This is a genomic window from Sagittula salina, assembly GCF_017813235.1.
Lineage (GTDB): Bacteria > Pseudomonadota > Alphaproteobacteria > Rhodobacterales > Rhodobacteraceae > Sagittula > Sagittula salina.
In genome coordinates this window covers 58,116-77,577 of sequence record NZ_JAGISH010000017.1, presented here as the reverse complement: position 1 = coordinate 77,577, position 19,462 = coordinate 58,116, and the positions used below count along the sequence as shown (strand labels likewise).

General features: G+C 64.7%; 15 protein-coding genes. 11 read left to right on the top strand and 4 right to left on the bottom strand.

What is annotated here, in order from left to right:
* The first annotated feature begins 232 nt into the window (after positions 1-232).
* The 5 genes from J5474_RS20410 (at position 233) to J5474_RS23325 (ending at position 4,258) form a co-directional block, all read left to right on the top strand.
* Positions 233-757: a hypothetical protein gene (locus J5474_RS20410; protein WP_209363560.1), complete on the top strand. Its 525-nt coding sequence runs from the start codon at positions 233-235 to the stop codon at positions 755-757.
* 104 nt (positions 758-861) lie between these two features.
* Positions 862-2,076: a glutathionylspermidine synthase family protein gene (locus J5474_RS20405; protein ID WP_209363552.1), complete on the top strand. Its 1,215-nt coding sequence runs from the start codon at positions 862-864 to the stop codon at positions 2,074-2,076.
* Between the two features lie 39 nt (positions 2,077-2,115).
* Complete coding sequence (locus tag J5474_RS20400) at positions 2,116-2,697, top strand: DUF1190 domain-containing protein (protein WP_209363550.1); 582 nt, start codon at positions 2,116-2,118, stop codon at positions 2,695-2,697.
* Positions 2,698-3,540: 843 nt separating this feature from the next.
* Entirely contained in the window at positions 3,541-3,813 is a 273-nt protein-coding gene (locus J5474_RS20395) for an ATP-binding cassette domain-containing protein (protein ID WP_209363548.1), read from the top strand.
* Complete coding sequence (locus J5474_RS23325; RefSeq protein ID WP_425342905.1) at positions 3,716-4,258, top strand: MFS transporter; 543 nt, start codon at positions 3,716-3,718, stop codon at positions 4,256-4,258. The genes J5474_RS20395 and J5474_RS23325 overlap by 98 nt, the downstream gene beginning before the upstream one ends.
* A gap of 122 nt (positions 4,259-4,380) precedes the next feature.
* On the opposite strand, the gene J5474_RS20385 is transcribed toward J5474_RS23325, so the two are convergent.
* Positions 4,381-4,533, bottom strand: coding sequence for a hypothetical protein (locus J5474_RS20385; RefSeq protein ID WP_209363544.1), 153 nt, complete (start codon positions 4,531-4,533; stop codon positions 4,381-4,383).
* Between the two features lie 492 nt (positions 4,534-5,025).
* Here J5474_RS20385 and J5474_RS20380 point away from each other — a divergent pair, with 492 nt between their 5' ends.
* From J5474_RS20380 to J5474_RS23030, 3 genes are all read left to right on the top strand, one after another.
* Positions 5,026-6,582: a TonB-dependent receptor gene (locus J5474_RS20380; protein WP_209363542.1), complete on the top strand. Its 1,557-nt coding sequence runs from the start codon at positions 5,026-5,028 to the stop codon at positions 6,580-6,582.
* A 141-nt stretch (positions 6,583-6,723) separates the two neighbouring features.
* A complete protein-coding gene (locus J5474_RS23185) occupies positions 6,724-7,806 on the top strand; it encodes a cytochrome-c peroxidase (RefSeq protein ID WP_209363540.1) in 1,083 nt (360 codons plus the stop codon).
* A gap of 1 nt (position 7,807) precedes the next feature.
* On the top strand, positions 7,808-8,485 hold the full coding sequence (locus J5474_RS23030; protein ID WP_209363538.1) for a cytochrome-c peroxidase: 678 nt from the start codon (positions 7,808-7,810) through the stop codon (positions 8,483-8,485).
* Positions 8,486-8,701: 216 nt separating this feature from the next.
* Here the strand turns inward: J5474_RS23030 and J5474_RS20365 are convergent, their stop codons facing one another.
* Together J5474_RS20365 and J5474_RS20360 are read right to left on the bottom strand one after the other, a co-directional pair.
* Entirely contained in the window at positions 8,702-9,919 is a 1,218-nt protein-coding gene (locus J5474_RS20365) for an MFS transporter (RefSeq protein ID WP_209363536.1), read from the bottom strand.
* A gap of 102 nt (positions 9,920-10,021) precedes the next feature.
* Complete coding sequence (locus J5474_RS20360; protein WP_209363534.1) at positions 10,022-11,623, bottom strand: sodium:solute symporter; 1,602 nt, start codon at positions 11,621-11,623, stop codon at positions 10,022-10,024.
* Between the two features lie 367 nt (positions 11,624-11,990).
* Here J5474_RS20360 and J5474_RS20355 point away from each other — a divergent pair, with 367 nt between their 5' ends.
* The 3 genes from J5474_RS20355 to J5474_RS20345 all read left to right on the top strand — a co-directional run bounded on the left by J5474_RS20355 (position 11,991) and on the right by J5474_RS20345 (position 17,614).
* The gene (locus J5474_RS20355) at positions 11,991-13,733 is read left to right on the top strand and encodes a sigma-54-dependent Fis family transcriptional regulator (RefSeq protein ID WP_209363532.1); all 1,743 of its coding nucleotides are present in this window, start codon (positions 11,991-11,993) and stop codon (positions 13,731-13,733) included.
* A 224-nt stretch (positions 13,734-13,957) separates the two neighbouring features.
* Positions 13,958-15,757 (top strand): NAD(P)/FAD-dependent oxidoreductase, encoded by a 1,800-nt coding sequence (locus J5474_RS20350; protein WP_209363530.1) that lies wholly within the window; start codon positions 13,958-13,960, stop codon positions 15,755-15,757.
* Between the two features lie 570 nt (positions 15,758-16,327).
* Positions 16,328-17,614: a PQQ-dependent sugar dehydrogenase gene (locus J5474_RS20345; protein ID WP_209363528.1), complete on the top strand. Its 1,287-nt coding sequence runs from the start codon at positions 16,328-16,330 to the stop codon at positions 17,612-17,614.
* A gap of 61 nt (positions 17,615-17,675) precedes the next feature.
* Here J5474_RS20345 and J5474_RS20340 read toward each other — a convergent pair whose 3' ends face one another.
* Complete coding sequence (locus J5474_RS20340) at positions 17,676-19,316, bottom strand: Na/Pi cotransporter family protein (RefSeq protein ID WP_209363526.1); 1,641 nt, start codon at positions 19,314-19,316, stop codon at positions 17,676-17,678.
* Positions 19,317-19,462 lie beyond the last annotated feature (146 nt).

The following is a 19,462-nucleotide window of genomic DNA, read 5'->3' as shown; positions in this document are numbered from 1 at the left end:
CTGTCACAGAGGCTGCAGGCCAAATCCGTCCGGGGAAAGGGGAACTCTGCCCCTCAACTGATTTGTGCAACAAAGCCGCCCCCAGCTTGTTTGCGCCACCGTTCTCGATGCCCGGTTTCGCCGCAGCACTCGACAGCCCTGGGGTATGACCAAAGCTTGCACTCCGGTGGTGGCGCGGGATAGGGCCGCCCAGACTTGTGCCCGGCAGAGACCAGGGGAACCGATGGACGAAATGCCTCAAACCGAAATTCTCAAGACCGATTGCTCGAAATGCGCGGCCCTGTGCTGCCTTGCGCTGGCATTCGACAAGGGCCACGATTTCGCTTTCGACAAGAACCCGGGCGAACCCTGCCGAAACCTCTCCGGGCACAGCTGCTCGATTCACGACAGGCTTACGCAGGCTGGTTTTTCCGGCTGTGTCGCCTACGACTGCCTCGGCGCGGGCAACCGCGTCGTTCAGGAGGTCTTTGCCGGGCGGTCGTGGCAGAAGCACCCGCGCCTGACGCGACCGATGATAGAGGCCTTCTCCGGCATGCGCGAGGTCCACAAGCGCATCGACCTGCTTCGCGCCGCGGGGACTTTCCCGCTGGCACCACACGACGACCAGATACGCCGGAAGTTTCTCGCCCTTCTCGAGGGGCAACGCTGGAGCGGGCCTGACCTGAACGACTTCGACGTCGGCCTCGCGCTGGAAATCGACATCTTCCTACACGGGATCAGGGAATACTTTCCCGAGGATGTCGCCGACGAATTCTGAGTCTGCCGCGCAGATCGTGCGGACCCTCTTGGACCGGAACCGGATCCCGTATGGTTTCATCTCCCATAAGGGCCTATATGCCTTGGCAGATCCGGGAGCCATCAATGCAAAAGAAAACCCTGCCCGAACGCCCCCATTGGCGGGACCATGCCCGCGAGGTGGGTTTCAGCTTTGCCGACATGCACGGCGAACCCTACTGGGACGAAACCTCGGCCTACGCGTTCTCGCTGGAGCAGATCGAGATCGGGCTGGAGGACCCTGCCACCGCGCTGCACGCCATGTGCCGCGAGGCGGTGGGGCAAATCATCGCCAGCGAGGAGCTGATGGAGCGGCTGGCGATCCCCGAGGCGCACCGCGATCTGCTCGCCTCCAGCTGGCGCCAAGGTGATCCGGAGATCTATGGGCGGTTCGACCTGGTCTACGACGGGCAGTCCCCGGCGAAGCTGCTGGAGTACAATGCCGACACACCGACCTCGCTTTATGAAAGCGCAGCCTTCCAGTGGCAGTGGCTGGAGGATCAACTGAAGGCCGGGGTCCTGCCGCCGGGCAGCGACCAGTTCAACGGGATCCACGAGGCCCTTGTCGCGCGCTTCGCCGAACTGTTCGAGACGGACAGCAACCTGCATTTCACCGCCGTGGGTGGCAACCCGGAAGATTACGGCACGGTCGAGGCCATGGGCTGGGCTGCGCGGGAGGCCGGTCTGGGGGCGCATTACTGCGATCTCGACAAGATCGGGCTCAGTGAGGACGGGCATTTTCTGGATGACCAGGACCGCCGCATCGCCGTGCTGTTCAAGCTTTACCCGTGGGAAGACCTGCTGCGCGACGACTACGCCGCGCATATCGCGGCCTCCGGCTGCCTGTTCCTTGAGCCGGCGTGGAAGGCGCTCTTGTCCAACAAGGGCCTCCTGCCTGTCCTCTGGCAAATGTTCGAGGGGCACCCGAACCTGCTTCCGGCCTTCTTCGAGGCGGATCTTGAGGAAGCGAGATCCGGTCGCGGCCCCCACGCCGCCGCCTTTGCGCGGGCTCAAACGCAGCTTGAGGTCGGCCACGTTCTGAAGCCGATCCTGTCGCGCGAAGGCGCCTCTGTCTCGATCCACGAGGCCGGGCGGCTGATCGAGAGTTCGGCGAAGACGGACTATGCGGAGCACCCGCGCGTAATCCAGGCCTATACGCCCCTGCCGCAGTTCGACGGCTTCCGCCCGGTGGTCGGTGCTTGGATCGTGGGCGAGGCCTGCGCCGGGATCGGCATCCGCGAGGACCGTTCGCGGATCACGCAGGATTTGTCCCGCTTCAAACCCCACTATATCACGGCCTGATACGCAGGCACCGGCACCTTGCCCCTCGAAAGGACTGACATGACCAAACGCTCCAGACACGTCGCCATCGCGATCCTCGGCGCAGCGGCCTTCACCGTCGCCGGGTGCCGCGAAGAACAGGTCGACGCGGCGGCCTTCCCGGACCTGAAGAGCTGCCTCGACCAGGCCCAACCCGGAGGCATGTTCTCGACCGAGGATTGCGAAACAGCCTTCGCCGAGGCGCAGACACTGCACGTCGAAGCCGCGCCGCGTTACGACAGCCTCGCCGTTTGCGAGGAACAGCATGGCGAAGGCGCCTGCGGCACGGAAGCCACTGCCACATCCGGCGGCTCCGGTAGCATCTTCATGCCGCTGCTTGCCGGCTATCTGATGGGCAACATGCTGGGCGGGCGCTCGGGGCTGGCCGCGGCTCAGCCGCTCTACAAGAATTCGGACGGGCGCTTCACGAATGCCGCGCGCACCAGCACGTTTTCCAGCAACTCCGGGTCCACGAAGATGAGCACCAACCAGTTCGTCCGGCCGACCTCGACTATGGGCAAGACGCCGATGTCGCGCGCCACCGCTGCGTCTCGTGGCGGATTCGGTTCCACTGGCGCGGGGCGCACCGGGTTCGGCGGGTAGACCCTGGTAGCTCTACCAAAAATGCAGCCCGTTCTGCAGGGTTTCGGTGCCGCGTCAGGGGGACGTTCGTTTTACCCTGCTCCAATGGACAGGCGCGCGCATGAGCATTGTCGCCGTATTGGCACGGGATCCGTCGGCGAACAATCTCCGAAATGGCGGTTTCCACACCCCCGCCGGCCACAATTTCCATTGTGGCCATACCGTCCCTCTGGTGCGTCGCGACTCTGAAGGAGGTTCCGAATGCCAGATACTGCAACCCGAGCCGCTTTTCCGGGAAACGCCCTTGCGCCGCTTCGACAGAGGGCACGTTTCCAGGCGGCCGAGTACGATTACGACATTCTGCAGGAGACACCATCCCGTCTCGACTTCCGAAATTCCTAAGGATGAGTGCGGGTTTCCTCTGCTGACGACGCAACACACGTTCAGATCACGGCCCGGACCCCGGATTCCCTCCAAGTGCTTACGGATGCGCGTGTTGGCCAGATCGGTTTGACCCTGCCAGACCTTGCCGGGACCATCCGCTGGAGCGACGCGACCGCCGCCGGGCAACTGCCTGCCAACGCCAGTATCATGACCTTGGCATCCGCAGAAACGCTCGCCTGCGGGATCCTGCGGAAGACTTTTCAGGGCGACGTGTCCCGCTTTACCGATGAGTCCCCCAACCGGTTTCGGTACGGGGCTCCCCCTCGGACGTTTTGAAATGAAAAGGGCCAGGCGGCACCGCCTGCCCCGCTTTGCCCGTTGGTTCCCCGCCTCAAAAAGCTCTTTGTCAGCGCAACCGAGATTCCGCGACCCGCTCCGTAGGAGCAGACATAGAGATCCTTGAACCCGGTGACACGGCGCTTGTCTTCGAGGTTGCCCTACCAGATCGAGATCCTGCGACTGGTGCAGGCACTCAACCGGGCCCAGGGACAGACGGTGATCATGGTGCTGCATGACATCACGCTCGCCAGCCGCTACGCCGACCACGTCATCGGGCTGAAACAGGGGAAGCTCCTGTTCGAAGGCCCGCCCTCCGATGTGGTCACACAGGAGTCGCTGTTCGACTTCTTTGACGCGCCGTTGCGGGATACGCGGATCGACGCCGAACCCGGTCCTGTCGTCCTGTCCGGATGATCCGATGCCGCCGAAGCACAAGCCCGACCACCTCGCGCTCGGCGCGGGACTTGCCTCGCTTTCATTTGGGAACGCCGTGCTGCTGCCGGTTCTCGTGCCCCTCTCCACGGAGAACAGCCTGCCGAAGTCCGCCGCCGGGCTGGTCCTGTCATTGGGGGCGCTGATGGTACCTCTGACTGCCCCTTGGTGGGGGAACCGGGCCGACAGGTTCGGCCCGCGCGGGGTGTTCGGCATCGGGGTCGGCGGCGGACTGCTGTCGTTCCTGCTGACCGGCGCGGCGTTTGCACTGGCACATCGGGGCACCATTACCGCTGGCATTGCTCTGGCATTGCTCTGCCTTGCGCGCATTCTGTACGGAGCGTTGGCCAGCGGGTCGCTTCCACCCGAAGACCCTCGCCGCAGAAATCACTGCGGCCCTCCGCCTCGCAGCTCTGGGCACCGTTGATCAGGATTTGCCCGAGATCGCCGCAGTCCGGTTGCCGCACGACGAATTGGCGCACAAGCGTCTTCTTTGATGGCACCGCACCGAAATCGAACAGCGTCATGCGATTGACCGCCCCCTGACCGTCAAAAGGTCATGCGGCAGTTGCCGTTCTGTGGCTTGAGAGAATTCAGTTCGATATTCAGGGTATCGGCTGCGTCTTCCTGCGCCGCAGCCGGAAGGGCCAACAGGACGCCCGCAATCAGGGCAGGAACAAATGAGAGGACGCGCGGGGCCATGGCAGTCTCCGTAGTGGGATCGTTTGACCGGCTTGCACGGCGCGGCGGGCACCTCTGCTGGCTCCTTCAGGTTGCTGTATCGCGGCGGAAACCACGGCCAAGAATATAACATACTATTTTTGTCAACGCTCAGGGCGCGCGCCGAGACTCGGCGCCGAAAGTCCCGAACCCGATCGCAGGGCCGAACTGGGGATGCGATCCGCTCTGGTGCCGCCAATACCGGGGCGTGCCCGGACCATCGATCTAAGACGGGCCGATGTCTGCCATATGTGCAGACTTCCCCCTCGCGGCCAAAGCTGTCCTGCCCCCACGGATCGGCATGGGCAGCCACCCGGCCGCTGTCCCCCCTTGGCCGCCTAACCTCCCCAGGAGGCCATTGCCCGAAGGAATGCCGATGAGGATGCGGGCTACGATGGCGCAGGATCCGACAGGGGAGTCCCGGCCATGGCTGCGGCAGGGCTGCAACAGCCTCAAGTAGTTTAGTATTTTAGTATGGCTTTCTATCCTGCTCGACTGGGGGCCGATCAATTCCCCTTCGGCAACGAAGACCCCTACGGCGGTACGGAATTGTCGCGCGACTCCGGCACCGCTCCGCAACTCTATGACTTTTTCGGCATGCACGCCCAATCGCAGTTCGTCCCGGCCGAACTCGTCGAAGCGGCGGAAGTCAACGACTCCAGCATATCCGCAGAACATGGCGGGTTCCAGGGCGGCGTGGTGAATTACGAACCCTTCAAGCCGAGCCTCGAAAGCAAGGGCAAGCTGACCTACTCCTACCAAGACGACAGTTCTGTCAGTTATTCGCTGGGCACTGAAGACGGCGATAACCCGGACGACGTGGCAAAGCCGGAATTCCGCAAGCGTAACCTGACCTTTTCCCAGTCCGGGCCGATCGGAGAAAAATGGTCCTACGTGCTGGGCTTTTCGCGCCAGACCGGATGGACCCGCAAGGATATCGAACCGCAATACGGCGACGCCCAGGTCGAATCCGAAAGCCGCTCCGATTTCTACCGCGTGGGCCTGGACTACGAGTTCGACAACGGCGGCACGCTGAGCGTGACCGGCAATGTGACCGACTACGAACAGCAGTGGGACGCCTCATCCTCCCTGTCCGGGGTGGACGTGGAAAGCCGGGCCTCCATGCTCGCGACCCAATACGAACGGGAGTACGGCAGCCTCGACATCCTCGGCGCGGCGATGTCGAACGTGAAGCTGTCCTTTGCGGGCATCTACACCGACAACGAATCCGTCAACCAGCACAGCGACACCGTGTGGTTCACCTGGTACGGCAGATACAATTCTTATGGAACCGACGCCTTCGACGACTGGCGCGACGCCGGCCGCGTCGATGGCAGCGAAAGCCGAGTCGCCTGTCGGCGGGGCGGTGCCGGGGACCGCTCCTACGAGGACAAGAACCTGAACCTGTCCGCACGGCTGTCCGGAGATATCCCGGGTGGTTCGTTCAAATCCGGCCTCGACGTGACGAAGGCGCGGGCCAAACGAGAGGGCGAAGGGCTTACTTTCAACTCCGCGACCAGTCGGTTGACCGATGGCAGCAGCTACACCTGCGCGCCGGACGATCCCGCCTGTTCCGATACCCAGGCGCATCGGATCCGCATTCTGCAGAATCCCTACGATGTCCGGATCGATGCCATGAAGGCGGGCGCCGTCCTGCAATTCGGCAAGGAGTTCCAAAAGTTCTCGTACACTCTCGGCCTCCGCGCGGATTACAACGATGTCCTGAAAAACACTGACGTCGCGCCGCGTGTGAAAGCCACCTGGAAGCCGCCAGACCGCTTCTCCGCCAGCCTGGGCGCGAACCGCTACTACAGCGACAACTACCTCGCCTACGCGATCCACGACGCGATCCCGCGCGGGCTCAACCAGCGCCGCACCGTGCCGACCTCCGGCGGCGGGACGCCCGGGGACTGGAACACCGCTAGAGACCTCGGTGGGTACTATTACTCCCAGGGCGATCTGAAGACCCCATACACTGATGAAATCACGCTGGGCTTCAGCTACCGCGACCCGTGGTCCGAAGGGCACTGACGTCTGCGCGGAACGCATCGCAAGGGCAAGGACCAGTTCGCCCGGTCGCAGGACAATGGATCGCTCGACAGCACGCTGACGAACGAGGGACGTAGCGCCCTCACCGGCGTCGTCGTCGAATACCGGAACCAGTGGGAACCGGTGACGCCGGGCATCGTCGACAGCGTCGGCTTCAACCTCAGCGGCGCATGGTCCGAACGGTCCGTGTCCAACAACAGCTATTTCGGCGACGAGGGCAACAGCGGCATCGACGAGTTCATCTGGTACAAAGGCAAGTCCTACGCTCTGAACGATTTCGCCGCCATGACCGGCAACCTCGACATTCCGGTAAAGTTCTCTGCGGAGGTAACGACCTCCTTCATGCAGGAGAGGTTCAGATTCGGCGTCGGTGCGGATCTGACCATGGGGTACAAGGCCGCGCTCGATTCCGGTGACAACGGTGATTTCGACACCCCCGCGCACGGGGTGCAGACCTCACGACATCTTCGAGGACACCAAACTCGACGCGGTTGTCACCATGAACCTCGCGGCCTCGGCCAGGATCACCGAAGTCCGTGGCAATCCGCTCTACCTCGATGTGCAGGTCACCAACCTGCTCGACAAGCGCGGCAACGGCACGGCCTCCACGACGAACCCCCGGGTTTCGGGGCGCCGCGTGTGGATCGGGACGGAGTATACATGGTGAGGACGGCGCTGGCATACCTTCGGCGTCGCGTCATCACGCTAGGGATTCTGATGTCGGTCGGCATGTTTCTCATGGCGGGCGTGATTGGCGAAGCCCGCCACACATGGAAGGTCGCGCAGTTTTCTGCGCAACCCAAGTTCGTGCATGATATCTTTGTCTCACGCCTTCGGTCCGCCTATTCTGACGATCCCGCGCACTGGCCCACGCCGCATGTGGATCCGGACGTCGACTTTCAGGAAATCGCGCCTCCGGTCCTACCGGGGCCGGACCAATGGGACAGCCCGCTGGCCAAACTGGGGCAGACGCTTTTCGAGGACCCCGCGCTATCTGCATCCGGGCATTTCTTCTGCCAGAGCTGCCATAACCGGCGGCCGGGATGGGGCGACGGCCTGCCCCGGTCGTTCGGCCATGGGCGACAGGAAAGCACGCGCAACGCGCAGCCGCTCTTTGCCATGGCGGGGATGGAGAGTTTCTTCTGGGACGGACGCGCCGCGACGCTTGCCGAACAGAGTCTGAGCCCCCTGCTAGGCGGGGCATGAGATGGCCAATGTCGATCTCGATGATGTCGTGGAGCGGGTGGCGTCCGACAAGGCCTACGACCCGATGTTCGAGCAAGCTTACGGCGACGAGACCATAACGCTAGAGCGTATCTCCGACGCCCTCGCGGCGTTTCAGGTCACGCTCGACCGGGCGACGCGGTTCGACAGGTTTCTTGCTGGCAATACCAGAGTTCTCAGCGACGAGGCCGTCTGGGGCCTTCACCTCTTCCGTACCAAGGCGCGCTGCGTCAATTGCCACATGGGCCCGCATCTGACGGACAACAAATTCCACAATATCGGCCTGAGCTATTACAATCGGAAGTTCGAGGATCTCGGGCGCCATGACATCACGGGCGACCCCGAGGATGCTGGCCACTTTCGGACCGCCAGTCTTCGGCATGTTTCGCGCACCGCGCCGTACATGCACAACGGGCTTTTCCCGAACCTGAGGGGGCTGGTGAACCTCCATGCCTTCGGCGGCGGCCGCTCGGCACGGGATCTCGGCAACGCAGATCCGCTCTATCCGTCCGCGGCGCATGTGTCGGAACACCTGCGCCCTCTGGTTCTCTCGCCAAGCGAGCGCGCTGCGCTTGTTGCCTTTCTGGAGAGCCTTTGGCCGGTTCCGGACCCTGCAGTGGGGCGGTTCAAGGCCCAAGTCGCCAGCTTGCTCCAAGTATGAAACAAGCTCTGCAAATGGTCTTGCCTCCGGATCGGAGCCCCTTGATACCTTGATACGCCCCGAATGACCGCAAGCGATTCCGACGCCGTGAGTTCGACGCTGCAAGTCCGTACCGTTGTTTCTCGCCGACGGAACGGAGAACGATTTTTCCGGCACCATCTCCGGGCGGGGCAAACGCCATCTTGGCTTCGGCATCAGAGTGTCGGCATGGCCAACTCACTCCCCGCTCAGGTCGCCCTCCACGGGGTGCGGGGTCAGCGGCGGGGCGGCGTGGCGTTCGCGGGTTTCCGGGTCATGGCGGACCATCACCCGCCAGAGGCCCCAAAGCGCGATTGCCCCTTGCAGGAGCGCCAGCCCCAGCGGCAGGCCACGCGGACCCAGCCAATCCATCAGGGCGCCGACGATGAGCGGCCCGATGGCGGCGCCGATACCCTGCATCAGCACCAGTCCGCCTGAAACCGCCAGCAACGCCGAACCGGGGGCGCGATCGTGCACATGCGCCACGGCGATGGCCTGCGCTGGCAGCACCAGCCCGCCCGTGACAAAAGCAACGGCCAGCAGGACCGGTGTGGGCGGCGCCGGGAAGGGGATCGTGGCCAGCATCAAGAGCGCCCCCGCCAGCGCGAGGCCGATCCCGAGCCCGCGACGGCTGACCCGGTCGGACACCCAGCCCAGTGGAAACTGCAGCAGCAACCCGCCGATGGTGAAAAAAGCGACCAGCGCCGCGATGCGCGACTGGGAATAATCCAGTTCCTGCGCGAAAAGCGGACCAAGGCCATAGAAGGTGCCGATGCTGGCACCGACCAGGGCCGCCGCGACCGCGCCGTAGGGCGACAGGGCCCAGAGACGACGCAGCGACGGCGGCTCCTGCGCCTCATCCGAAAGCGGGCCCTCGACGCGGGCCAGCGCGATCGGGACCAACGCCAGCGACATGACGATCGAAACCAGCACGAACAGCGTGAAGGTCGCCGGGTCCCCGAGGTTCAGCAGGAATTGCCCCAGTGCTCCTGCCGCCATTCCCGCCATGCCGTAGACCGCCAGCAACCGGCCGCGCTGCGCCGAACTGACGGACGCGTTCAGCCAGCTTTCCGTGACGATGATCAACCCTGCGAAGGCAAACCCGGTAAGGCTGCGCACCACGATCCAGACCCAGGGGTCGATCAGCGCAAGGTGCATCAGCGCCGCCGCCGAGGCGAGCGAGGCGAGAGCCGCGAAGGTGCGGATATGGCCCACCCGGTCGATCAGCCGAGGTGCGATCAGGGACCCGGCGCTCATTCCCGCGAAGAAACCCGACATGATCAGGCCGGTCGACAAGGCGCCGAACCCCTCGATTCCGGCGCGCACGGCCAGAAGCGTCCCCTGCAGGCCATTGCCCATCTGCATGAGGGCAAAGCCGAACAGAAGCGTCGAAAGGGTCAGGATGGAAGCGCGCATGATGTCTCCTTCTGCGCGCAGACCCCTCGGCGGGTCGGCGCGATGCTTGGGGCAGGCCAGGGCGGACGCGGGCCGGGCGCTGGGGCGGCGGCTTTGCCCGGCCTACCAGAACCAGGCGATTGCGCCGAACAGACAGACCGACAGCAGGGCGGACCACAGGATCCGCGATTTCCACATCGGCCGCTCGATGGTCAGGAAAGCCTCCTTTGCCTCGCTTGTGGACCAGACGAGATCGCGGATGTTCTCCTTTTCCGAACTGCGCGTGGCCGCCGAGATGCCCATGTGCAGCGCCATGCCGATGGCCATCATGATCGTAGACATGATGGTATAGTGGATATCGGGCAGGCCCGCATCGGCCCAGACGCTGGTGACCTCCTTCGTGATGAACAGCGGCACGCCCGCCGCGAGGCCGAAGATGATCGTCCAGAAGGCGCCGTTGCCGTTCAGCCACGGGATGAACAGGCCGAGGATGTAGACCACCACGATGGTCGGCACCACGTAGGACAGGGACGACTGGAAATAGCCGAAAAGGCTTTCGAACCCGGCGATCATCGGGGCGTAGAGTGCGCCGAATATCATCACCGCGCCGGTCACCACCCGTCCGATCCAGACTTGCCGGTCTTCGGACACGTCGCGGAATGGCAGCACGAAGTCCTTCACCACCAGCGTCGCGGCCGAGTTCATGGCCGAGTCGAGCGAGGACATGATGGCCGCGATCAGCGCCGCCATGATCAGGCCCCGCACTCCGATCGGCATCAGTTCGAAGGCGAGCGTCGGAAAGGCGAGATCCGGCGTCTCCAGATCGGGATAGAGCTTGAGCGCGATGAGCCCGGGCAGAATCAGCAGGAACAGGTTCGGGAGTTTGAGGAACCCGGCAAAGATCGCGCCGATCTGGCCCTGTTTCAGGTCCCTTGCCCCGAGCGTGCGCTGCACGACGAACTGATTGATGGCGAAATAGTAGAAACCGAGCAGGATCACGCCCCAGATCCCTGTCCAGGGCAGGAAATCGTGGTCGGCGGGCAGGATCAGGTGCTTCTTTTCATCGCCAACATCTGTGAACATCGCTTCCCAGCCGCCGATCTCGTCCAGACCCAACCAGAACAGCACGGCGGCGGCCACGATCAGCAGCACGGCCTGCACCGTATCCGTCACCACCACGGCCGACAGACCACCGAGAATAGTGTAGATCCCGGCCACCAGTGCGAGCACCGCCACCGCGGTCCAGAGGTTCAGGTAGTCGGTGACGTTCGAGATCACCAGACCGCCGGCATAGAGCGCACCGGCACTGTCGATGAACAGGATGGCCAGGATAGTGAACAGTGAAAAGGCCCGGCGCGAACGCACGTCATACCGCGCCTCGAGGAACTCCGGCACGGTCGATATCTTAGCGCGCAGGTAGGAGGGCAGGATGAAGATCGCAAAGAGGATCAGCACGAAGGCGGCAGTCCACTCATAATTGTAGATCACCACGCCGTTGTCATAGGCCCCACCCATAAGCCCGACAAAGCTGGACCCCGACATATTCGAGGCGAAAAGGGAGAAGCCGATGAGATACCAGGGAAGGGTGCGGCCCGCGAGAAAGTAGTCGTCGGCGCCCTTACCGCTCTTGCGAGAAACGTACAATCCGTGGGCGATGATGCCGAAGAAGTAGATCACCACGATAGCGTAGTCGATCATGTGCAGGTCGAACTTTGCTTCACTCATGGGATACCCTTCAATGCCAGTGTTTCGCGCCGGACCGACTTTCCGGTGCGGCTTGGCGCCCCAACGCCCGGGCCGGAATGTTGTTTCATCCCCCTTCAAAAAGTTTCGCCGGTCAAAAGTCTTGTTGGCCGGAGGCGTCGCCGCTGGCCTTGCCGACGCGATCCGGCGTCGGCAAGGCCGCAGTGCAGACCAGCCGTCGCACGGTGGCCCGCGAAGAAGCGCTGAACCCTGAATTTTCTGCAAGCCCCCCATTAGCGGCGCCAAAAAACGGCCCGTAGAACGCCGGACGCACCCGCGATCAATGTCTCATGGCACGTGGCGCCGGGCTGGATTACTCTGGACTGAGGGCAACGGCTGGGAGGAGGCGATGCTCGGCAAGGACCACGTGGAGGAAATCGACCGGGTGCTGCGCGGGCAGGACACCGGGCGCGACCGGCTGGTGTCGGACAGCTGGCAGCGCTGCGTGGAAACCTACGGGATGGATCCGGCGCGTCCGGACCCGGCGCATATCGTTACCGAAACCGAATTGCGCGCGCACCGCGAGCAATCCGAACGCCTGATCGCCACCGCGCGGTCGGGGCTGCACGCGCTGTTTCGACAGGTTGCGGGGCAGGGCTACGTGCTGCTTCTAGCCGATGCCAAGGGCGTCTGCGTCGACTTTTTCGGCGATCCGCGCTTCGAGGACCAGTTGCGCGAATCCGGGCTTTATCTGGGGTCGAACTGGACAGAGGATCTTGCCGGGACGTGTGGCGTGGGGTCATGCATCGTCACGGGCGAGGCAGTGACGATCCACCAGGGCGACCACTTCGGCCTGCCGCACACGCCGCTGTCCTGCACCGCCGCGCCGATCCACGACACGCGCGGCGAACTGGTAGCCGTGCTCGACATTTCGCTCCTGCGCTCGCCCTCGCCGAAGTCCTCTCAGAACCTTGCCATGGGACTGGTGACGTCTTCGGCGCGACGGGTCGAGATGGCGAACCTCATGGCGATGACCCGGCGGGACTGGGTTCTGCGCGTTTCGACCAGCCCCGAGTTCCTCGAGGTTGATCCGGAGGCGGCGGTAGCGCTGGACGGGTCTGGGCGGATCGTCGGCATGACCTCCGGGGCGCGTGCTGCGTTGCAGCCCACAGGCGGCGCGGATCTGATCGGAATCCGTATCGATGAGTTGATGGAGCTTTCGGTGGACGACATGCCCGACCTCATGCGCGGGCGCCCGTCCGAGGACCGCGTGCTGCGGCTGAAGGACGGGCGCGGGCTGTTCGGCCACGCCATCGCGCCGCAGACGCCCCTGCGCAGCCGCGCCCGCAAGCAGCGGGAGGCCGCCCTGCCCGGCGCATTTGGCAGCTTCGCGGGTCCGGACCCTGCGCTGGGGGCGCTACTTGCGCAGGCGGCGCGGCTGTCACCGACCGCGATCCCGCTGCTGATCTGCGGCGAGACTGGCACCGGCAAGGAAAAGCTCGCCCGCGCCATCCACGTCACGGGATGCAAGGCGCAGGGCTTTCGTGCTGTGCGTTGCACGGGCCGCAGCCTTGCCGACTGCGTGATTGACGCAGCGCCCGGAACGCTTTTCCTGCGCGGGGTCGAAGACCTGGACCCGCCGGCGCAGGCGGCGCTCCTGGCGAACCTGGACGGGCGCGGCGACCTGCGGGTTCTGGCATCGTCGCGCGCCGGGCCAGAGGCGCTGCGGGAACACCTGCGCGAAGATCTGTTCCATCGGCTGGCCGGGGCGATCCTGACTTTGCCCCCGCTGCGCCACCGCGCGGACATGGATTGGCTCATTGACCGGCTGCTGCGGCGCCGATCTGCCGATGACATGCGGCTGTCCCCGGCCGCGCGCGCCGAACTGAAGGCGCGTCCGTGGCACGGCAATATCCGCGAACTGGAACACGCGCTCGACACCGCCGTGGCGCTCTGCGACGGGCGCGTGATAGACTTGCCCGACCTCCCGCCCGCACCGCAGCAAACCGTGCGGCAGCCCCCTGCGGAAGACGCCCTGGAAACGGTGCTGGCGGCCTGCGGCTGGAACATGTCGCAGGCCGCGCGGCGGCTGGGGGTCAACCGCTCAACCATCCTGCGTCGCATGCGCAAGGCCGGGCTGTCACCGCCCTGATCCTCGGCCTGATCCTCGCCCTGATCCTCGCCCTGATCTCCGCCCTGCCCTCACCCTGAGCGTACCCCTGACCGCGCATCACGACCGTTGCGCCGCTGTTGCGCGCGCAACGCCGCCGTCGCGCCGCAGCCGATTTGCCGCCCCGGAGGCGGATTCCCTTTGCCCACGAGCCGCGCGCTTGGCAGCGTCATTACCGGAGGACGTTAAACCCAAGGGAGGAGCACATGCTCGACACGACGATTGCAGACCGCACGCAGGCGGTCCTCGACGACTTCGGCGCCGCGTTGGCGCAAGGCGACATCGACAAGGCCAGCGAGATGTTTCTGGATGACTGCTACTGGCGGGACCTCGTCACCTTTACATGGAATATCAAGACTGTGGAGGGAAAGGACGGGGTGGCCGACATGCTGAGGCATCAGCTGGCCACCACAAAGCCTTCGGGCTGGACGCTGGCCGAGGGCGAACTGCCCACGGAGGAGGACGGCGTCACCACCGCCTGGATCAGCTTTGAAACCGAAGTGGCGCGCGGGTACGGGCTGATGCGTCTGAAGGACGGCAAGATCTGGACCCTCTTGACCGCCATGGTTGAGTTGAAGGGCCACGAGGAGCCGAAGGGCTTTGCCCGCCCGATGGGCGCGAAGCACGGCGCCGCCAAGAACCGCACCACATGGCAGGAAGAACGCGACCGCGAGGCGGCAGAACTGGGCTACAAGACGCAGCCCTACTGCCTGATCGTCGGTGGCGGTCAGGGGGGCATCGCGCTGGGTGCGCGGCTGCGCCAGCTGGGCGTCCCGACCATCATCGTTGAAAAGAACGACCGCCCCGGCGACAGCTGGCGCAAGCGGTACAAGTCGCTCTGCCTGCACGACCCGGTCTGGTATGATCACCTGCCTTATCTGAAGTTCCCCGAGAACTGGCCTGTCTTCGCCCCCAAGGACAAGATCGGCGACTGGCTCGAGATGTACACCAAGGTAATGGAGCTGAACTACTGGACGCGCACCACCGCAAAGTCTGCCACCTTCGACGAGGAGAGGCAGGAATGGACCGTCGTCGTGGATCGCGACGGCGAGGAAGTTACCCTGCGCCCCAAACAACTGGTCATGGCCACCGGCATGTCGGGCAAGAAACGGATGCCCGACTTCCCCGGCATGGACCGTTTCAAGGGCGTGCAGCAGCATTCGTCGGAACACGATGGCCCGGACCGGTGGGCGGGCAAGAAGGTCGTCGTGGTGGGCTCCAACAACTCCGCGCATGACATCTGCGCCGCGCTGTGGGAACACGATGCTGACGTGACCATGGTGCAGCGGTCGTCCACCCATATCGTGCGGTCGGAAACGCTGATGGATATCGGGATGGGCGCGCTTTACTCGGAAGAGGCGGTACAGAACGGCGTCACCACCGAGAAGGCCGACCTGATCTTTGCCTCCCTGCCCTACCGCATCCTGCACGAATTCCAGATCCCCGCCTACGAGGCGATGAAGGAGCGCGACAAGGACTTCTACGAAGGGCTGGAGAAGGCGGGTTTTTGGCTCGACTGGGGCGACGACGGGTCGGGCCTGTTCATGAAGTACCTGCGCCGGGGTTCGGGCTATTACATCGACGTCGGCGCCAGCCAGCTGATCATCGACGGCGAGATCAAGCTCAAGCGCGGCCAGGTCGAAAGCGTCGACGAGACCGGCGTGAACCTCGACGACGGGACGCATCTCGATGCCGACCTGATCGTCTACGCCACGGGTTACAATTCGATGAACGGCTGGGTGGCCGACCTCATGGGGCAGGAGACGGCCGACCGGCTGGGCAAATGCTGGGGCCTGGGTTCCGACACCACGAAGGACCCCGGACCGTGGGAGGGCGAGCAACGCAACATGTGGAAGCCGACGCAGGTGCCGAACCTCTGGATGCACGGCGGCAACTTGCACCAGTCGCGGCATTATTCACAGTACCTCGCGCTGCAACTGAAGGCCCGGATGGAGGGCATCGACACCCCGGTCTACGGCTTGCAGGAGGTCCATCATACCGCCTGAGAGCGACGCAGCTCCGGCCCTTTTGCGGGCCGGAGCACGAGGCGTTCGCGGCTTGAGTGGCCTCGGCGGGCCGGTTTCCCCTTTGCAGTTCGCCGTTCAGGGTGCAGCAGCAGCCCCTCCGCGCGCGCTGAACGCTCGCGCAGAAGACGCGGTTCATACACGTCCCAGTGCGCGCCCGTTGACTGCGTGGCTGTCAGGTCGGGCAACAGGCTGATGCGCATGGCAAGATCCCCGGAGCACTTGCGACCTCGGCGCGCCCTCGCCTGCAGCGGTCCGGGGCCGCTAGAAAATGATCGCCTCAGCGATAAGAGGCGTGGCTTCTCGGCAGCCCGATGGGTTTACCTGCACCGTCAGAACCGGAGGAGGCCGGGATGGCACTGGCCGTCACCGCTTCGCGCCCGCCTCCTCGAAGGCCTGATTGCCGTATTGGGAAACCCGGTGGCGGCAACGGGCCGCAGGCTTTTCAGGCGGTGTAACCCACGGGCAACGCCCCCGCCATGCAAGACCTGCAAAACGGCTGTCGGTTCCCCTGCGGCTGGTCTAGGGTGCCGCCAAATCACGGAGAACGACATGGATTTCATCGCTTCGGCAACCTCTTTGGTGGGCGGCACGGTTGCGGCCCTGCGGCGGCTCGGTTCGCCCAAGACACAAGCATTTGGCAAGGAGCCCGAGATCCCCGAGGCGCGTGCGCAGGGGATCATGACGCTGAAGATGCCCGCCGCTGAAGGCTGGAAGGACGGCCATGTGCCGACCTGCGCCCCTGGCCTCACGGTCAATGCCTTTGCCACGGGCCTCGACCACCCGCGCTGGATCGAGGTTCTGCCCAACGGCGACGTCCTCGTGGCGGAGTCGAAGGAGCAGGCCGGCCCGCCGCGCACCCTGATGGATCACGCGGCGCAGGCGACGATGCGCCGGGTGAAGGCCATAGGCAAGAGCGCCAACCGCGTCAGCCTTTGGCGCGACGCGGACGGCGACGGGGTGGCCGAAATCCGGGAGGTCTTTGTGGAGAACCAGAACCAGCCCTTTGGCATGGCGCTGGTGGGGGATCGTTTCTACCTCGGCAATACCGATGGCATCCGGGTTTTCGACTACGTTCCCGGCCAGCCGCTGCAGGGCGAGGGCGAACCGCTGGTCAGCTTCAAACCGCATGGCCACTGGACGCGTAGCCTGATCGTGTCGCCGGACGGATCGAAGATCTACGCCGGTGTCGGGTCGCTGTCGAACATCGGCGACCACGGCATGGAGGCCGAGGAGGGCCGCGCCTGCATCTGGGAACTGGACGTGGCTACCGGTGAGGCGCGCATCTTCGCATCCGGACTGCGCAACGCGGTGGGCACCGCATGGGAGCCGGTGACGGGCAAGCTCTGGACCGTGGTGAACGAACGCGACGGGCTGGGCGACGAGACGCCGCCGGATTACCTGACCTCCGTGCAGGATGGCGGTTTTTACGGCTGGCCCTACTGCTACTGGGGCCGTACGGTGGACGACCGCGTAGAGCAAGACCCCGCCCTGGTGGCCCGCGCGATCACGCCGGATTACGCGCTGGGGGGCCACACGGCCTCGCTGGGGCTGTGCTGGATGCCGGAGGGCACCCTGCCCGGTTTCGGCGACGGCATGGTGATCGGCCAGCACGGATCGTGGAACCGCTCGATCCTGAGCGGTTACCGGTTGATCTTTGTGCCCTTCGAGAACGGCGCCCCCAGCGGACCGGCGCGGGACATCCTGTCGGGCTTCCTTTCGGACGACGAAAAACTGGCCTACGGGCGCCCCGTGGGCGTGACCATCGGCCCGGACGGCAAGTCGCTCCTGATGGCCGACGACGTGGGCGATGTGATCTGGCGCGTCACCGGCGCGTAAGCCGAAATGAACGCTGACCAAGCCCCCGGAGGCACCCGCCCCCGGGGGCTCTTCGTGCCGATCAGGCGCTGCGTGTCAGGCGGCTGCCGAGAAAGGCGCCGGCTTCTTCGAGGATCGGGTAGGCGGCGTAGCTGAACGACGTATTGACCTGCTTCAGAAGGCGCAGGATTTCCTGATGCATGTTGGTGCTGGCCACGCTGTCGGAACGGCGGTCCTGCAACCGTTGCAGGTGGCGTTCCTGCAGGCGCTGCTCCAGTCCGCGCATCTTGTCCTTCTGCGCCACCAGTTGACGGGCGTCGTCGGGATTGCCGGTGGTCAGCACCCCCATGGCCAACTGGGCGTTGGCGCAGACTGTGTCGTGCAACTGTTCAAGGTCGGCCAGCCCCTCGTCCGAGAAGGCGACCGCCTGGCGACGCATCTTCCGCGCAATGGCAAGCATGTTCACCGCAATGCGGTCGGCCGCTTCTTCCAGTCCGTTCGCCACGGCGACCAGTTCCAGCGTCTGGCGCGATTGCCCATCCGAAAGCTCGCCCGCACGCAACCGCGAGATATAAAGTTTTGTGTCAAAATGCATCCGGTCGACGGCTTCCTCGTAGCGCAGGATGCGCGCCTCGGTCGGGGCGTCCCACGCGCGATAGAGCGGTTTGACCAGTTGCAGCATGGCCTGCACCGCCTCGCCCATGCGCATCAGTTCGCGCCGGGCGCAGGCCAGACCGAGACGCGGATCGCCCAGCGCGTCGGGATCGAGCGCGCTAAGGTCGTCCGGTTCGGGTTCGGCATCCCTGTGCACCACGGCCTGCGCGAGCCGCAGCAGGGGCGCGGGCAACGGCAGGGTGAACAGCAGAACCGCGACGTTGAAGACGATGTGCAGCGTAACGGCGCCAGCCCCCGGCCCCATGGCGGGCGCGGGTGGACTTCCAACCCAGATCAGGGCGGCAAGCCCCGCCACCGCGAGGCTTCCGCGTGCGATCAGATTGGCGCCGGTGACGGCCCGCACCGGCCGCCCCGCGCCCGACAGCAGCGTCACCGGGATCACCGCCCCGCCGAGGTTCGCGCCCAGCACAAGCGCCGCCGCCACCGGCCATGCGGTCAGCCCGATGGCAGCAAAGCTGGCCACGGTCAGCACTGCGGCGAGGCTCGAATGCATCGACCAGGCCAGCAGTGCGCCAAGGGCGAAGGCGCTGACCAGATCACCCGACAGCCACGCGGCGATGGCGCGCACTATGTCGTTGGCTGCGATGGGCGTGGTTGCGCTGCGGATCATACCGAGCGCCAGCAGGATCAGCGCCAGACCGATGAGGATACGACCCGCCTGCTCGACCGCGTGACGCCCCCGGCGGAAGTTCAGTACGACGCCCACCAAAAGCAGGAGCGGGATCGCTCCCTGAATCGGCAGGAACAGCAGCCGCGCCATCAGCGCGGATCCCAGTTCTGCCCCCACCATCAGCATCAGAGCCGCCGCAGGCGCGATCGCGTCGGTGGCGATGAAACCGCTCATGATCAGGGTCACGGCTGTACCGCTCTGCATCAGCATGGCCGCCAGCGCGCCACCCATGGCAGCAGTCAGCCGCCTGTGTCCAAGGCGCTGCAAACTCTGCCGCACCGGCCCGAGATAGGCACGTTCAACCCCGGTGCGGACCAGCCGCACCGCCCAGAGCAGCAGCGCCACCGCCGCCGAGAGATGGATGAGAAACCCGATCACCTACGTCCGAACCCTTTCACTCCCCATGCGTGCAAAACATTGGGGTTCAGGGAAAAGTCTGCATTCATATGTGACTTATGCAACAAAAATGATTGTATATCTTTCGATTTACCACAAACATGCCCGTGCTACGCGAGTCAGGACGT

Bases quoted from the DNA above. Each gene is read 5' to 3' on its own strand.
- J5474_RS20410 (WP_209363560.1), top strand. From the start codon at position 233: ATGCCTCAAACCGAAATTCTCAAGACCGATTGCTCGAAATGCGCGGCC.
- J5474_RS20405 (WP_209363552.1), top strand. From the start codon at position 862: ATGCAAAAGAAAACCCTGCCCGAACGCCCCCATTGGCGGGACCATGCC.
- J5474_RS20400 (WP_209363550.1), top strand. From the start codon at position 2,116: ATGACCAAACGCTCCAGACACGTCGCCATCGCGATCCTCGGCGCAGCG.
- J5474_RS23325 (WP_425342905.1), top strand. From the start codon at position 3,716: ATGTGGTCACACAGGAGTCGCTGTTCGACTTCTTTGACGCGCCGTTGC.
- J5474_RS20385 (WP_209363544.1), bottom strand. From the start codon at position 4,533: ATGGCCCCGCGCGTCCTCTCATTTGTTCCTGCCCTGATTGCGGGCGTC.
- J5474_RS20380 (WP_209363542.1), top strand. From the start codon at position 5,026: ATGGCTTTCTATCCTGCTCGACTGGGGGCCGATCAATTCCCCTTCGGC.
- J5474_RS23030 (WP_209363538.1), top strand. From the start codon at position 7,808: ATGGCCAATGTCGATCTCGATGATGTCGTGGAGCGGGTGGCGTCCGAC.
- J5474_RS20365 (WP_209363536.1), bottom strand. From the start codon at position 9,919: ATGCGCGCTTCCATCCTGACCCTTTCGACGCTTCTGTTCGGCTTTGCC.
- J5474_RS20360 (WP_209363534.1), bottom strand. From the start codon at position 11,623: ATGAGTGAAGCAAAGTTCGACCTGCACATGATCGACTACGCTATCGTG.
- J5474_RS20355 (WP_209363532.1), top strand. From the start codon at position 11,991: ATGCTCGGCAAGGACCACGTGGAGGAAATCGACCGGGTGCTGCGCGGG.
- J5474_RS20350 (WP_209363530.1), top strand. From the start codon at position 13,958: ATGCTCGACACGACGATTGCAGACCGCACGCAGGCGGTCCTCGACGAC.
- J5474_RS20345 (WP_209363528.1), top strand. From the start codon at position 16,328: ATGGATTTCATCGCTTCGGCAACCTCTTTGGTGGGCGGCACGGTTGCG.